The sequence below is a fragment of the Achromobacter sp. 1011791174 genome, from assembly GCF_059760925.1.
In genome coordinates, this window is sequence record NZ_JCBANH010000136.1 from 1 (window position 1) to 13,271 (window position 13,271).

13 protein-coding genes are annotated in these 13,271 nt (G+C 68.4%); 11 read left to right on the forward strand and 2 right to left on the reverse strand.

Features of this window, described 5'->3' with window-relative positions; translation table 11 throughout:
• Positions 1-113 precede the first annotated feature (113 nt).
• The 11 genes from AC6LJ5_RS28415 (at position 114) to AC6LJ5_RS28465 (ending at position 11,354) form a co-directional block, all read left to right on the forward strand.
• A complete protein-coding gene (locus tag AC6LJ5_RS28415) occupies positions 114-464 on the forward strand; it encodes a CobW C-terminal domain-containing protein (RefSeq protein WP_498142254.1) in 351 nt (116 codons plus the stop codon).
• Between the two features lie 3 nt (positions 465-467).
• Positions 468-1,853, forward strand: coding sequence for a dihydroorotase (locus AC6LJ5_RS28420; protein WP_498142255.1), 1,386 nt, complete (start codon positions 468-470; stop codon positions 1,851-1,853).
• On the forward strand, positions 1,850-2,530 hold the full coding sequence (locus tag AC6LJ5_RS28425; RefSeq protein WP_498142256.1) for an isochorismatase family protein: 681 nt from the start codon (positions 1,850-1,852) through the stop codon (positions 2,528-2,530). The genes AC6LJ5_RS28420 and AC6LJ5_RS28425 overlap by 4 nt, the downstream gene beginning before the upstream one ends.
• Positions 2,531-2,570: 40 nt before the next feature.
• A complete protein-coding gene (locus tag AC6LJ5_RS28430; protein ID WP_498142257.1) occupies positions 2,571-3,737 on the forward strand; it encodes an ABC transporter substrate-binding protein in 1,167 nt (388 codons plus the stop codon).
• 47 nt (positions 3,738-3,784) lie between these two features.
• Complete coding sequence (locus AC6LJ5_RS28435; protein WP_498142258.1) at positions 3,785-4,705, forward strand: branched-chain amino acid ABC transporter permease; 921 nt, start codon at positions 3,785-3,787, stop codon at positions 4,703-4,705.
• 20 nt (positions 4,706-4,725) lie between these two features.
• On the forward strand, positions 4,726-5,598 hold the full coding sequence (locus tag AC6LJ5_RS28440; protein ID WP_498142259.1) for a branched-chain amino acid ABC transporter permease: 873 nt from the start codon (positions 4,726-4,728) through the stop codon (positions 5,596-5,598).
• The gene (locus tag AC6LJ5_RS28445) at positions 5,595-6,353 is read left to right on the forward strand and encodes an ABC transporter ATP-binding protein (protein ID WP_498142260.1); all 759 of its coding nucleotides are present in this window, start codon (positions 5,595-5,597) and stop codon (positions 6,351-6,353) included. The genes AC6LJ5_RS28440 and AC6LJ5_RS28445 overlap by 4 nt, the downstream gene beginning before the upstream one ends.
• 22 nt (positions 6,354-6,375) lie before the next feature.
• On the forward strand, positions 6,376-7,071 hold the full coding sequence (locus AC6LJ5_RS28450) for an ABC transporter ATP-binding protein (protein WP_498142261.1): 696 nt from the start codon (positions 6,376-6,378) through the stop codon (positions 7,069-7,071).
• Positions 7,068-8,474, forward strand: coding sequence for an MmgE/PrpD family protein (locus AC6LJ5_RS28455; protein ID WP_498142262.1), 1,407 nt, complete (start codon positions 7,068-7,070; stop codon positions 8,472-8,474). Before AC6LJ5_RS28450 ends, AC6LJ5_RS28455 begins: the two co-directional genes overlap by 4 nt.
• A gap of 82 nt (positions 8,475-8,556) precedes the next feature.
• Positions 8,557-9,969 (forward strand): FAD-dependent oxidoreductase, encoded by a 1,413-nt coding sequence (locus tag AC6LJ5_RS28460; protein ID WP_498142264.1) that lies wholly within the window; start codon positions 8,557-8,559, stop codon positions 9,967-9,969.
• Positions 9,966-11,354 carry an MmgE/PrpD family protein gene (locus tag AC6LJ5_RS28465; protein WP_498142263.1) on the forward strand — a complete coding sequence of 463 codons (1,389 nt, stop codon included), beginning with the start codon at positions 9,966-9,968 and terminating at the stop codon, positions 11,352-11,354. Before AC6LJ5_RS28460 ends, AC6LJ5_RS28465 begins: the two co-directional genes overlap by 4 nt.
• Before the next feature lie 31 nt (positions 11,355-11,385).
• Here AC6LJ5_RS28465 and AC6LJ5_RS28470 read toward each other — a convergent pair whose 3' ends face one another.
• Entirely contained in the window at positions 11,386-12,663 is a 1,278-nt protein-coding gene (locus AC6LJ5_RS28470; protein WP_103273584.1) for a TRAP transporter large permease, read from the reverse strand.
• A 32-nt stretch (positions 12,664-12,695) separates the two neighbouring features.
• Positions 12,696-13,196 carry a TRAP transporter small permease gene (locus AC6LJ5_RS28475; protein ID WP_103273585.1) on the reverse strand — a complete coding sequence of 167 codons (501 nt, stop codon included), beginning with the start codon at positions 13,194-13,196 and terminating at the stop codon, positions 12,696-12,698.
• Between the last annotated feature and the right edge of the window lie 75 nt (positions 13,197-13,271).

Here is a 13,271-nt window from a genome sequence, read left to right on the forward strand (position 1 = left end):
ATGCGGGGGCCGGGGGCGGCGGGCATGCCCCACATGCGCCGAATGATCGGCATGACCCCCATGCCGGTCGCGAGCATGGCTTGCGGCACGCCGCGCACGCAGGCGCCTCTTCCTTGAGCTTTTACATCGACCACACGATTCCCTGGGCAGGCCTGGCCGCCTGGTGGCATCTGGTGTCCGGCCTCTACGGCCATGACCTGCTGCGCTGCAAGGGGCTGCTGCGCATGCGCGACACGGACCGGCCATTCGTCTTCATGCAGACCGTCGGTACCGTCTTTCACCGGCCCGATCCGGTCGAGCGCTGGCCCGACGCGGATCCGCGTTCGCGCTTGGTGTGCATCGGCGTGGGCCTGGACCCCGACTGGCTGGCGCGGAGTCTGGCGGCATTGCGGATCGACGAGCCGGGCGCGCGGCCGGGCTCGCTGGCTGACCTGTCCCATTTTGTTCCCTCTTGCCTGGAGTAGCCGATGTCCACTGATTTCGTCTTGCGAGGCGGCACCGTCGTCGACGCGCGGCATGAGGCGTGCCCGCTGGATCTGCTGGTCCTGGATGGCCGCATCGCCGCGCGGCTGGCGCCCGGCACGCCGGTCGGCGCGGGCGTGCCGGAAGCGTCCGCGCACGGCCTGCACGTGTTTCCCGGGCTGATCGACGCCCATGTGCATTTCGGCTTTGGCGAGAAGATCACCGAGTACGCCACCGAAACCGTCTATGCGGCACAGGGGGGCTTCACGACGGTGCTGGGCTATTTCCTTAACAACGAAGACTACGCCGACGTCTTTCGGCGCGAGCAGGAGTACGCCAGCGCCCGCGCCCATGTGGACTACGGCTTTCACTTCAGCGTGGCCAACGAGATGCACGTGCGGGACCTGGGCGACTACGTGCACCGGTACGGCGTCACCTCGTTCAAGTACTTCATGAATTTCAAGGGCGAAGAGGGACGCTATCTGGGGCTGGACGGCACCGACGACGGCTATTTCTACGATCTGCTGGCGCGGGCGGCGGGCCTGGGCGACGTCAAGGTCGTCTGCCATACCGAGAACATCGAGATCGTCAATCGTCTGCGCAAGCGCTTCCAGGAAGCGGGGCGCGACAGCCTGAAGGACTGGTCGGCCTCCAAGCCAGCCTTCACCGAGGCCGAGAATTGCGTGCGCGCGATGATGTTCGCCGAGCACCTGAAGGCCAGCATCTACATTCCGCACCTGAGCACCCGCATGGCCCTGGACGAGGTGCGCAAGTGGCGGCAGCGCTACGACCGCGTCCATGTCGAGACCTGCCCGCACTACCTGACACATGACGAGGATGCCGACATCGGGCCGCTGGGCAAGGCCAATCCGCCGTTCCGCACGCGCGACGATGTGGACGCCATGTGGGAGGGCCTGCGCGATGGCAGCATCGACGTGGTCGCCTCCGATCATGTGCCGCGCAAGAAAGCGACCAAGGAACGCCCGCTGTGGCTGGCGTCGCAGGGCTTTCCGGGCACGGCGACCATCCTGCCCGTGCTGCTGTCCGAGGGCTATCACAAGGGGCGGCTGAGCCTGGCGCGCATCGCGGATCTGCTGACGCGCAGCCCCGCCCGGATTTTTGACCTGATGCCTGGCAAAGGCACGCTGAGGGTGGGCGCGGACGCCGACCTGACGCTGGTCGACCTGGACAAGGAGCGCACCGTGAGTGCCCGGGAGCTGGGTTCCTATTCCGACTACAGCCTGTACGACGGCTGGACCTTGAAGGGCTGGCCGGTGCGCACCATCGTGCGCGGCGTGACCGTCATGAGCGATGGCGAGATCGTCGGCCAGCCCGGCCACGGCCGCTATCTGTCGCGCCAACTGCAATCGCAACGGGAGGAAGGGCAATGAGACCTTGGGACGGCATTATCGACGACGAGGCGCAGCGCGCCTACCGCGCGGCGGGCTTCGGCAGGCCGTCGGGCATGGGGCTGCGCCCGGCGCTGCTGATCATCGACGTGCAGTACCGCACCGTGGGCACGACGCCGCGGCCATTCTGGGAGGCGATCCAGGAGTTTCCAACCAGCTGCGGCGACACGGGCTGGCGCGCCGTGACGAACATCCGGAAATTGCTGGATGTATTCCGCGAGCGCGGCTGGCCGGTGCTGTATCCGCACGTGGCTCCCAAGCAGGCGACCGACGGCGGTCGGCTGGCGGAAAAGGTGCCCGCCATCATGAATATTCCCGCGCACGGCTACGAGTTCGTGCGGGAAGTCGCGCCGCGCGACGGCGATGTGCTGCTGCCCAAGAAGCATCCCAGCGCCTTCTTCGGCACGGCGCTCGCCAGCCATCTGATCGACCTGCGCGCCGATACGCTGGTTGTCACGGGCTGCACCACCAGCGGCTGCGTGCGCGGCAGCGTGGTCGACGCCTTCTCGCTGAATTTCAAGGTGGCCGTGCCCGAGGATGCGGTCTATGACCGCAGCGCGGTGTCGCATGCCGTCAATCTGTTCGACATGTCGGAGAAGTACGCCGACGTGGGCACCACCGAATCCATCATCGTCAGTTTGCGGAACATCGGCCAGTGAGCCGTCCGCGTCGCCAACGACACCATAAAAGGGGAGCAACATGAAACGCATCCACAGATATCTGGCCGCCGTTCTGGCATGGGGCGGCGCCTGCGTGCTCGGCGCGTCCGCCGCATGGGCGCAGCCCGCCGCGGGCAAGGAAGCGCTGAAGTTCGGGCTGGCGATGCCGCTGACGGGATCGCAGGCGCTGTTCGGCGCCGACCAGGCCAAGGCCGCGCAATGGGCCGTGCAGGACATCAACGCCAAGGGCGGGGTGGACGGGCATCCGCTGGAAATGATCCTGCTGGATACGCAGGCCGATCCGCGGCTGGGGATCAACGCGGTCAACCGGCTGGTCAACGTGGACAAGGTGCCGGTCTTCGGCACGGCCTGGAGCTCAGTGGTCAAGGCCGTGGCCCCCGTGGCCAACCGCAGCGAAGTGCTGGGCCTGAGCGTGGGCGCGAATTCGCCCGAGATCGCCCGGCTGGGCGACTACATCTACACGACCTATCCCTTGGCCGACGTCGATGTGATGGCGCAGGCGCAATACGCGCGCCAGACCTTGAAGAAGGAGCGGGCGGCCGTTCTCTACATTCACAACGACAGCGGCGTGGAGGGAGCGAAGATTTACCGCGACGCCTTTGAAAAGGCCGGCGGCAAGGTCGTCGCCTACGAGGCCTACGACGCGCAGTCCACCGATTACACGGGCGCCCTGTTGAAGGTGCGCACCGCGAATCCGGACATCATCTACATCCAGGGCCTGATCGCCGATCTGCCGCAGGTGGTCGCGCAGCTGCGCCAGCTGGGCATCAAGCAGCCGATCTCCACCTATTCCGCCGGCTACAACCCCAAGATCCTGCAGCAGCTGGGCGCGGCTGCGGAAGGCCTGCTGGTCTCGGCGCTGGCGCCCTCGGCGGAACAGAATCCGCGCATCGCCGAGTTTGTCCAGCGCTGGCAGCGCAGCGAAGGCCGGGTGCCCAATGGCCTGCCCTATACCCAGTACCTGTACGACATGCCGCATCTGATCGCCGCGCTATACGGCCACCTGCTCAAGGCCGGCAAGCCGCTGACCGGCCCGAACATGCGCCAGGCGCTCGTGGAGGTCGCCAACTTCGACCTGCCCATGACCGGCCGGCTGAGCGTGGGCGCCGATCACCGCGTCAAGAAGCCGGTGTACCTGTTCGAGGTCAAGAACGGCGGGTTCGTCCCCGTCGCCACGGTCGACTAGGCGCAAGGCGCCGAGAGCCGACATGGCTCGCGGCATGAGGAGCTCAGATGCTGGATTTTCAGACTTTCCTGCAGATTCTCTGGACCGGGCTGGCTAATTCGAGTTATGCGGTCCTGCTGGCCGCGGCCTTCGCGCTGGTGCTGAAGGTGGTCAAGGTATGGAACTTCGCGCAGGCGGGGATCATGGGGATCGCCTACTACGCCATGTACCTGGCCGTCCAGAAGCTGGGCTGGCCCGGCTACGCGGCGCTGGCGTTGGGCGTGGCGGCGGCGACGGCGGCGGCGCTGGCCCTGGAGGTTTTCGGCCTGCAGACCTTCCGCAAGCGCCATTCGCCGCCGCTGACCTTCTTCATCTTCACGCTGGTGGTGTCGGAACTGGTGCAGTACCTGCTCGCCATGATCGCCGGCACCGAGCCGGTCTCGCTGGCGGCTTCGCTCATCTCCGCCTCGCACGTTTTCGGCTCGGTGGTGGTTAGCGAATGGGATCTGAAGGCCATCGCCGCCACGCTGGCGCTGATGTCGCTGCTCTTTTTCATCATGCGCCGCACCCGCCACGGGCAATACATGACGGCGGTGGCCGACAATCCCCATCTCAGCCGGCTCTACGGCGTGAATGTGCGGCGGGTCTACGCATTGACCTTTGTCATCGCCGCGGTGCTGATCGCGGCGGCCATGTATCTGTTCGGCACGCGCGCCGCCATGGTGCCCAACACGCCGTTGGAGATGATGCTGTTCGCCGTGATCGCGGCGCTGCTTGGCGGCATGGGCAATGTGTTCGGCGCGGCCATCGCCGCGGTGCTGTTGGGGTTGCTGCGGGCATTCAGCATACTCGTGATCCCGTCGGCCTGGCAGAGCCTGATTCTTTACGCGCTGCTGTTCGTCACGATCCTGTTCTTCCCGCAGGGCGTGCGCCTGCGGCTGCCTGTCCGCCGGCGGCCCGCGCCCGGCTCCGCCGCGGCCCGCGGCTGATCATCGCAAGGGAGTCTTTCATGGAATATGTCGCGTCGCTGCTGGTTCTGGTGGGCCTGTATGTGATCCTGGCGTCCAGCTTCAACCTGATCATCGGTTTCGGCGGCCTGATCAGCATTGCGCATCCGATCTTCTTCGCCCTCGGCGCCTACACCGTCGGCGTATTGAGCATCCATGCCGGTCTGCATCCTGTCCTGTGCGTCGCGGCCGGCTTCGTCGTGGCGATGCTGGCGTCGTTCATGCTGTCCCTGCCGTCCCTGCGTATCTCCGGCGACTACCTGCTCATCACCAGCATCGGATTCCAGCTCGGACTGATCGAGATCATCAAGAATATCGACTTCCTGGGCGGCGCGAGCGGCCTGGGCGGTATTCCCAACGTGGTCAAGGGAAATCGCAGCCTGGTGTTCGCCGCCATCGCGCTGGGCCTGGCGCTGGCGGTGGTGTGGAGCCTGCGCGCGCTGATGCGCGGGCCGTATGGCAGGGCGATCCAGGCCATGCGCGACGATGAGCTGGCGTTCCTGGCGCTGGGCCGCAATGCCATGAACATCAAGATCGCCATCTTCGCGCTGGGATCGGGGGTGGCTGGACTGGCGGGCGGCCTGTATGCGTATTACTACCAGTATCTGACGCCGGACCAGTTCCAGATCCTGCAGTCGGCCATGATCCTGACCATGGTGGTGGTGGGCGGCATGGGATCCGTGTACGGGCCGGTGGTGGGCGCGGTGCTGCTGCTGTTGCTGCCCGAGGGCATCACCTTCCTGAACCTGCCGCCCTCCATCATGGGACCCTTGCAGGGCGTTATCTTCACTTCGCTGGTCATTCTGTTCCTGTTCCTGCGACCCCAGGGCCTGGTGCCCGCCGGCAAGCGGCTTGCTTCGGGAGTACAGCGATGAGCGCGGTGCTGAGTCTGCGGAACGTCTGCAAACGGTTTGGCGGCGTCGTGGTGGCGGACGGGATCACGCTGGATCTCAAGGCCGGCGAGATCCTGGGGCTGATCGGCCCGAACGGCGCCGGCAAGACCTCCCTGTTCAATCTGATATCCGGCGTGTTTCCGGCCGACAGCGGCTCCATCTCGCTCAACGGCCGGCAGTTGTCCGGCCTGGCGTTGCACGAGCGGGCGCGCGCGGGCGTGGCGCGGACGTGGCAGCACATGCGCCTGTTCGGTTCGCTGAGCGTGCTGGAGAACCTGCTGGTGGCGCCGACCGACTATCCGGGGGAATCCCTGTGGCGGCTGGTCGCCGCCCGGGCGGCCTTGCGCCGCGCCGAGCAGCGCGCGCGCGAACGGGCGCTGCGCATCCTGGAGCGCATGGGTATGGCGGGCATGGCCGGGCAGAACGTGAACGACATCACCTTCGGACAGCAGAAGCTTGTCGGCCTGGCGCGTGCGCTGATGAGCGAGGGGCCGCTGCTGTTGCTGGACGAGCCCATGGCGGGCGTGGAGGGCGCGGCCTACGAGACGATGCGGGAAATCGTCCGCGCGGAGGCGGCGCTGGGGCGGGCGGTATGCGTGGTCGAGCACAACGTGTCCTTCATCCGCGATCTGTGCGGCAGCGCCGTGTTCATGGCGCAGGGCCGGATCCTCGAGCGCGGGAACGTCGCCTCGTTACTGGAAAGCAAGACGCTGGCCGGCCTGTACTTCGGGCAATGACGGGCGCCATTGGGGATATCGGATGCTGGAAATCAAACAACTCGACGCGCATTACGGCAAGTTGCAGGCGCTGCACGGCCTGTCGCTGCGCATTCCCGACGGCCAGCGGGTAGGGGTCTTTGGCCACAACGGCGCGGGCAAGACCACGCTGCTGCGCGCCTGCGTCGGCGATCTGGAAGGGGCGAGGGGCAGCGTCAGCTATCGCGGCAGCGCGGTGCGTCCCAATGCCGTGCACCGGAACGTGGCGCTGGGCATGGCCTACGTGCCGCAGGGACACAATGTCTTTCGCGAGCTGCAGGTGTGCCAGAACCTGGCGATAGCCGGCATGAGGCTGGCGCCGCGGGCGCGGCAGCGGGCGCTGGGCGACGTCCATGCGCTGTTCCCGCTGCTGGCGGAGCGCGACCAGCAGATCGCGGGTTCGCTCAGCGGCGGGCAACAGCAGATGCTGGCGTTGGGCATGGCCTTGATGACGCGGCCGTCCATCCTGTTGTTGGACGAGCCGACGATCGGGCTGGCGCCGGTGATCGTGCGCGATGTGCTGGCCTGCGTGCGCGCCATCAATCTCGAACACCGGACCACGGTCGTGATCGTGGAGCAGAACGTCCAGGCGACGCTGGAAAGCGTTGAGCGGGCGATCGTGATCAAGTCGGGGCGCGTGATCCATGACGGTTCCAGCGCCGAGCTGCGGGACCGGGAAAGCCTGTGGAGCCTGTTTTGAACACGCAAGCTGAACAGACGGACATCGCCGTCGCATTCGAAGCCTGCCTGCGGCGCGTCGTCGCGACCCCGTGGCGGGACCTGCCGGCGTCGACGCGCCGGCGAGGCGCCCTGATCCTTTGCGATAACGTGGCCGCCGCGTTCAGCGCGCTGGACGAACCCGAGGTGGCGCGGGCGCGCCGCGCGGCGCTGGCCGGGGGCGGGGGCGGCCCCGCCATGCTGCTCGCGCCCGGCGGGCCGGCCTTGAGCGTGACCGACGCGGCCGTCCAGAACGGGTTGGCCATGGGCTGGAACGAGCTGGACGAAGGCTATCGCAAGGCCATATGCCATGGGGGGCTGTACGTGCTGCCGGCCCTGATGGCAGTGGCGCAACAGGAGGGCGCCAGCGCCCGGGACCTATTGCGGGCCCTGGTCCTGGCTTATGAGCTGGTGACGCGTGTGGCGCGGGCCTGGCGTTTCGAGACCCTGCGTTTCCATCCTCATGCGCTGCTCGCGCCGGTGGGAGCGGCCGCCGGCGTGGCCGTGCTGAAGGGGATGGCGCCCGGGCTCACGCTGCGCGCGGTCGCCGCCGCCTGCGCGATGGGCGCGGCCGGACCGTTCAGCATGGCCTCCAAGGGCGTCCTGGTGCGCAACGCCTGGGCGGCACAGGGCGCCGCCACCGGCCTGCTGGCGGTGACGCTGGCGCAGGCGGGCATCGGCGCGGTGGCCGACACGCCACACGATGTCTATGCGGTCACGCTTGGCGCGCGGGCCGATGCGGCGGCCTTCGCGGATGACGGCGCCTGGGCCGTCGAGCATGGTTACCAGAAGCTCTACGCCTGCTGCCAGTACGCGCATTCGGCGATCGAGGCGGTCCAGGAACTGTTGGCGCAGTCCCCCGCCTTGCTGGGCGGGGCGGACGTCACGGATGTGCAAGTGCAGGCGCATCCGCTGGCGCTTGCGCTCGACAGCCGCGATCCGGGCACCACGCTGCAGGCCAAGTTCTCGCTGCCCCATGCGGTGGCGGCGGCGATCGCCATCGGACATGGCGGGGCCGGGGCCTTCGACAGCGCGTCGCTGTCGGATCCCCGCATCGCGCGGCTGCGGGCCGCGACGCGGATCGTGCCGATGGACGGCATCCGGCCCTGGCCGCACGACCGGCCCGCCACGGTGATCCTGACCCTGCGCGATGGCCGGCGGCTGCGCCAGACGTGCTGGAGCGCGCGCGGCGGACCGGATCGTCCGCTGGCCGAGCAGGACATCTGGACAAAGATCACGGCGCTGTGCCAGGCGCGGATGCCGCAAGCCGCGCCCCTGCTGCGCGCGCTGGCGGACCAGGCCGCGGGGCTCGCTTGCACCGAACGGCAAGCGCCGGCCCTGGATGACGACTGGCGCGTGTGGATGCGGGGCTTGACGTCCGCTTAGCCGGACCTGGGCGGAAAGGGCTAGGACAGGCCGTGGCGGCGACCGGATGACCGGCGTCTGATGGAAGGAGAGTGACGTGAGCATGACAACATGGGTGGGCCGGCATGAGTCTGGCAGCGAGTGGGACATGGAGATCGATGTGCTGGTCGTGGGGGCGGGAGCGTGCGGCCTGGCCGCTGCGATCGCCGCGCACGATGGCGGCGCCAGCGTGGCCATCCTCGAGAAGCGCGACCGGGCGGGCGGCAATTCATCGCTGAGCACCGGCTCCGTGCCGGGGGCGGGCAGCCGCTATCAACGCGAGGCGGGCATCGTCGATTCGCCCGAGCGCATGCTGGAGGATCTGGAGCGTGCGGCCGGTCAGGGCGAGCTGCCCATGCTGATGCGCCGCATGGCGACGCTGTCCGCGGACCTGTGCGAGTGGCTGGTGGACGTGGTGGGCGCGCGCATGACACTGATCACCGAGTATTGCCACGTGGGACATTCCGTGCCACGGCTGCACGCGCCGCGATCCCGGCGCGGACAGGACCTGGTGGACGATCTGCTGGCGGCGGTTGGCCGGCGCGACATTCCCCTGGCCGTCAACAATGCGGTGTCGACCTTGTACGTCGACGGGGCAGGCGCCGTCGTGGGCGCGGCGGTCGGCGGTCCCGGCGGGGAAACCTCGCGGATCGGCGCGCGCAGCGTCATTCTGGCCACCAATGGCTTCGCGGCGAATCGGGAGCTGGTGCGCGCCTATTGCGGAGAGATCGCCGGGGCCGAGTATTTCGGCGCGCTGGGCAGCGAGGGCGAGGCCGTGCTGTGGGGACGGCAGCTGGGCGCCCGGCTGGCGAACATGAAAGCCTATCAAGGCTACGCCGCGGTGGCCTATCCGCATGGATCGCTGCTGTCCTGGACCACCATCGAGAAGGGCGGCATCCTCGTCAACGCTCGGGGCGAGCGCTTCGGCAACGAGGACATCGGCTACTCGGGCTATGCCCGCCGGGTGCTGGCGCAGCAGGAGGCGGTCTATGCCATTTTCGACGAGCGCATCAGGGAAGTGGCGAGCAAGGAAGAAGAATTCCAGGAACTGGCCGATCATCATGGCATCAAGAGCGGTGACAGCGTCGAGGAACTGGCCGCGCGCTTCGGCCTGCCCGCCGGCGCGCTGGCCCGGACGATCGCGGACTACAACCGGGCGGCATCCGCCGATGCCGGCGCTGGCGACGACGCGCATGGCCGCCAGCGCTTTGGCCTGGCGCCGCTGACGGGCAGGCTTTGGATCTGCCGCGTCACCCCCGGCCTGTTCCATACGCAGGGCGGCCTAGCGGTGGACGAACATGGCCGTGTGCTGCGCGAAGACGGCTCCGCCATCGCCGGCCTGTATGCGGGCGGCGGCGCGGCGGCGGGCATCAGCGGCAGCGAGGGCGCCGAAGGCTATTGCTCGGGGAACGGCCTGTTGACGGCCATCGGCCTTGGGTTTCTGGCCGGGCGCGACGCGGCGCGGTGGGCCTCATGAGCGCCCGTGAACCGACCGCGACGCAGCGCATGGCGGCGTTCGCCCGGGAACTGACGCTGCGGGATGCGCCCGAGGGCGTGGTTCGGTTGGCGCGCCTGCACCTGGCCGACGCGATCGGCGTGGCGCTGGCCGCGTCCAGCGTCCCCTCGCACCGGAACCTGCTGACCGGCCTGCTGGCGCAGCGCGCCGAGACGGGGCCGGCGATGGTGCTGGGACTGCGCGCCGGTGCGCCGGCCGATGTGGCCGCGCTACTGAACGGCATGTCCATCCATGCGCTGGAATACGACGATACGCACATGGGCTCCATCATGCACGGCAGCGCGGTCATCGTTCCGGTGGCCCTGGCCATGGGGCAGCAATGCCATCTGCCGCCGTGCGATGTGCTGAGGCTGACCATCGTCGGCTGGGAACTGCTGGTGCGGCTGGGGCGGGCGGCGGCAGGCGCGTTCCAGCGGCGCGGCTTCCAGGCCACGTCGGTGGCCGGCGCCATCGTGGCCGCCATGCTGGCGGCGGCCGCGCGCGGCGCCGATGCGGCGCGGATCGCCAGCGCCGGCGGCATCGCGGGCAGCCAGGCCAGCGGCATCTTTGCATTCCTGAACGACGGCGCGACGGTCAAGGCCCTGCATCCGGGCTGGGCCGCGCACGCTGGGGTCTGGGCCGACAGGCTGTCGGCCGCCGGCATGACGGGGCCGCTATCCGTGCTGGAAGGCAGGCATGGCGTTTACTCCGCCTATGCCAACGACGCGCAGGCCGGCGAGCGGCTGATGCGGGAACTCGACAGCCTGGGCAGCGCGTGGACGCTGGAAGAGGCGGCGTTCAAGCTGTATCCCTGTTGCCACTACATTCATCCCTATCTCGAAGTCGCCGCCCGTCTGCGCGACGAAGCGGCGGCGCTCGGACAGCCCATCGTGTCCGTCCATTGCCGCGTGGCGCCCGGCGCCGGACTGGTCATCGCCGAGCCATGGGCGCGCAAGCAGGCGCCGCGCGACGCCCACGAGGCCAAGTACAGTCTGCCCTATTGCGTGGCCATGGCCCTGTTGGGCCTGCCCGTGGATGTCGGCGCCATGTCCGCGGCAACCTTGGATGCGCGGGCGCTGGGGCTGGCGGCGCGCATCGGCATGTCGGCCTGGGAGGACAGCGGCTTTCCCGAGCGCTTCGCGGCGGATCTGGCAGTGACGCTGGCCGACGGCCGCGTGCTGGACGCGCGCCTGGACCAGGTCGAGGGTTGCGGCGAACGGCCGGCCTCGATCAACCGGATACGGGAGAAATTCCTGGATAACGCGGGCCTGGCCATGCCGCCGTCGCGCGCGGCGCGCTGGTGGGACGCGATCCTGAATGACGAGGCGCTGCCCGTCTGGGAGGGCGTGGACGCGAGGGACGGGTAAGGTCCCAGGCGCCCGCCTGGGCGGCTCCGCGCTACTTGCCGTAGACCACGTCGCGCAGCCCCAGCGACAGCCCCGGCCAGTAGGTGATGACCATCAGGCAGACGATCACCACGCCCACGAACGGGATCAGCGGCTTGATCAGCCGTTCCAGCGGCAGCTTGGCCACCGCGCAGGCGGCGAACAGGTTCACGCCGAAGGGCGGGGTGATCATGCCCAGCGCCAGGTTGACGACCATGATGATGCCGAAGTGCACCGGTTCCACGCCGAATTTCAGCGCCACCGGCAGCAGCAGCGGGGCCAGCACCACGATGGACGCGGACGTCTCGATGAACATGCCGATGACGAACAGCGCCGCGTTCACGCCCATCAGGAACGTGAATTTGGTGTCGAACACCTGCGCCAGCCAGACGCCCAGCGCGTCGGGGATGCCGGCGCGGTTGAGCAGGAAGCTGAAGACGCCGGCGTTGGCGATCACGAACATGATCACCGCGGTCGACATGACGGATTTGTGCAGGGTTTCGGACAGCTGGCCGAAGCTGAGCTTGCGGTAGATGAATTTGCCCACCACCACCGCGTACATCACCGCGACCACGGAGGCCTCGGTCGGCGTGAACACGCCGCCGTAGATGCCGCCCAGGATGATGACCGGCATCATCAGCGCCAGCCAGGCGCGCTTGAAGGCCGGCCATAGCGGCAGGCGGCCTTCGCCGTCGCGCGTGCCCAGGCCATTGCGCCTGGCGTAGAGCCAGACGTAGAGCATCAGCGCCAGGCCGATCAGGATGCCGGGCATCACGCCGGCGATGAACAGCTCGCCGGTGGAGGTGTCGGTGGATACGGCGAACAGGATCATCGGGATGGACGGCGGGATGATCACCCCCAGCTCGGCCGCGCTGGCCTGCAGCGAGGCGGCGAAGGGCGCCGGGTAGCCGTGCCGGATCATGGCCGGGATCAGGATGGCGCCGACCGCGAAGGTGGTGGCCACGCTGGAGCCGGCCACGGCCGCGAAGATCATGCAGGTCAGCACGCAGGTGCAGGCCAGGCCGCCCTGGATGCCGCCCACCAGGCTCTTGGCGAACTCGACCATGCGTTCGGAAATGCCGCCGGCTTCCATCAGGTTGCCGGCCAGGATGAAGAAGGGAATCGCCACCAGCGGGTACTTGTCCAGCGCGGCGTATAGCTGCTGGGCCACCACCAGCCAGGGCAGGTTGGCGGCGCCGACCCCCGCCAGGCTGGCCAGTCCGATCGACACGGCGACCGGCACGGACAGCCCGAAGAAAATCAGCATCGAGACAATCATCAATTGGGACATGGCGTGATCTGCTTGGATTCGTTGCGAACGGGTCAGCCCTGCGCGTCGTTGCGCAAGGGGGCCTCGGCTTCTTCGCCGGCGCACCAGCGGGCCAGCACGGCGATGGCGGCCAGCGTGGCGCCGACCGGGATGGCCAGGTAGATCCAGGAGATCGAGATGTCCAGGCTGGGCACGTTCTGGAAACGCACGCGCCAGGTCATCTGGCCGCCGATCCAGGCCACGAAGCCCAGGAAGCCGGCGCAGATCAGGCCGATCAACGCCTCCAGCGCCCGGCGGCGCGCGCCGCCCAGCAGGTTGCGCAGCAGTTCGACGCTGATCATGGCGCCGTGGCGGAAGGCCAGGGCCACGCCCAGCAGCACGGTCCAGATGAGCAGGGCGCGGGTCAGGACCTCGCTCCAGTCGGCCGGCGCATGCAGCACGAAACGGGCGATGACCTGGTAGAAGGCGGCGGCCGCGGCGGCCACCAGCAAGAGTTGGGCGATGACCGAAACCAGCTTGAAGAGCAGGCGGTCGAAGGCGCAGAGCAAACGCATGATGAATGGAGTCCCGCTAGCGATGGGCGCGAACCAGGCAGGGCAGGCCGGCGGACGGCGCGGACAGGCGCGGGA

Excerpts from the sequence above, each read along its gene's own strand:
- AC6LJ5_RS28445 (WP_498142260.1), top strand. The coding sequence starts at position 5,595 with ATGAGCGCGGTGCTGAGTCTGCGGAACGTCTGCAAACGGTTTGGCGGC.
- AC6LJ5_RS28430 (WP_498142257.1), top strand. The coding sequence starts at position 2,571 with ATGAAACGCATCCACAGATATCTGGCCGCCGTTCTGGCATGGGGCGGC.
- AC6LJ5_RS28425 (WP_498142256.1), top strand. The coding sequence starts at position 1,850 with ATGAGACCTTGGGACGGCATTATCGACGACGAGGCGCAGCGCGCCTAC.
- AC6LJ5_RS28420 (WP_498142255.1), top strand. The coding sequence starts at position 468 with ATGTCCACTGATTTCGTCTTGCGAGGCGGCACCGTCGTCGACGCGCGG.
- AC6LJ5_RS28465 (WP_498142263.1), top strand. The coding sequence starts at position 9,966 with ATGAGCGCCCGTGAACCGACCGCGACGCAGCGCATGGCGGCGTTCGCC.
- AC6LJ5_RS28460 (WP_498142264.1), top strand. The coding sequence starts at position 8,557 with ATGACAACATGGGTGGGCCGGCATGAGTCTGGCAGCGAGTGGGACATG.
- AC6LJ5_RS28440 (WP_498142259.1), top strand. The coding sequence starts at position 4,726 with ATGGAATATGTCGCGTCGCTGCTGGTTCTGGTGGGCCTGTATGTGATC.
- AC6LJ5_RS28450 (WP_498142261.1), top strand. The coding sequence starts at position 6,376 with ATGCTGGAAATCAAACAACTCGACGCGCATTACGGCAAGTTGCAGGCG.
- AC6LJ5_RS28470 (WP_103273584.1), bottom strand. The coding sequence starts at position 12,663 with ATGTCCCAATTGATGATTGTCTCGATGCTGATTTTCTTCGGGCTGTCC.
- AC6LJ5_RS28475 (WP_103273585.1), bottom strand. The coding sequence starts at position 13,196 with ATGCGTTTGCTCTGCGCCTTCGACCGCCTGCTCTTCAAGCTGGTTTCG.
- AC6LJ5_RS28435 (WP_498142258.1), top strand. The coding sequence starts at position 3,785 with ATGCTGGATTTTCAGACTTTCCTGCAGATTCTCTGGACCGGGCTGGCT.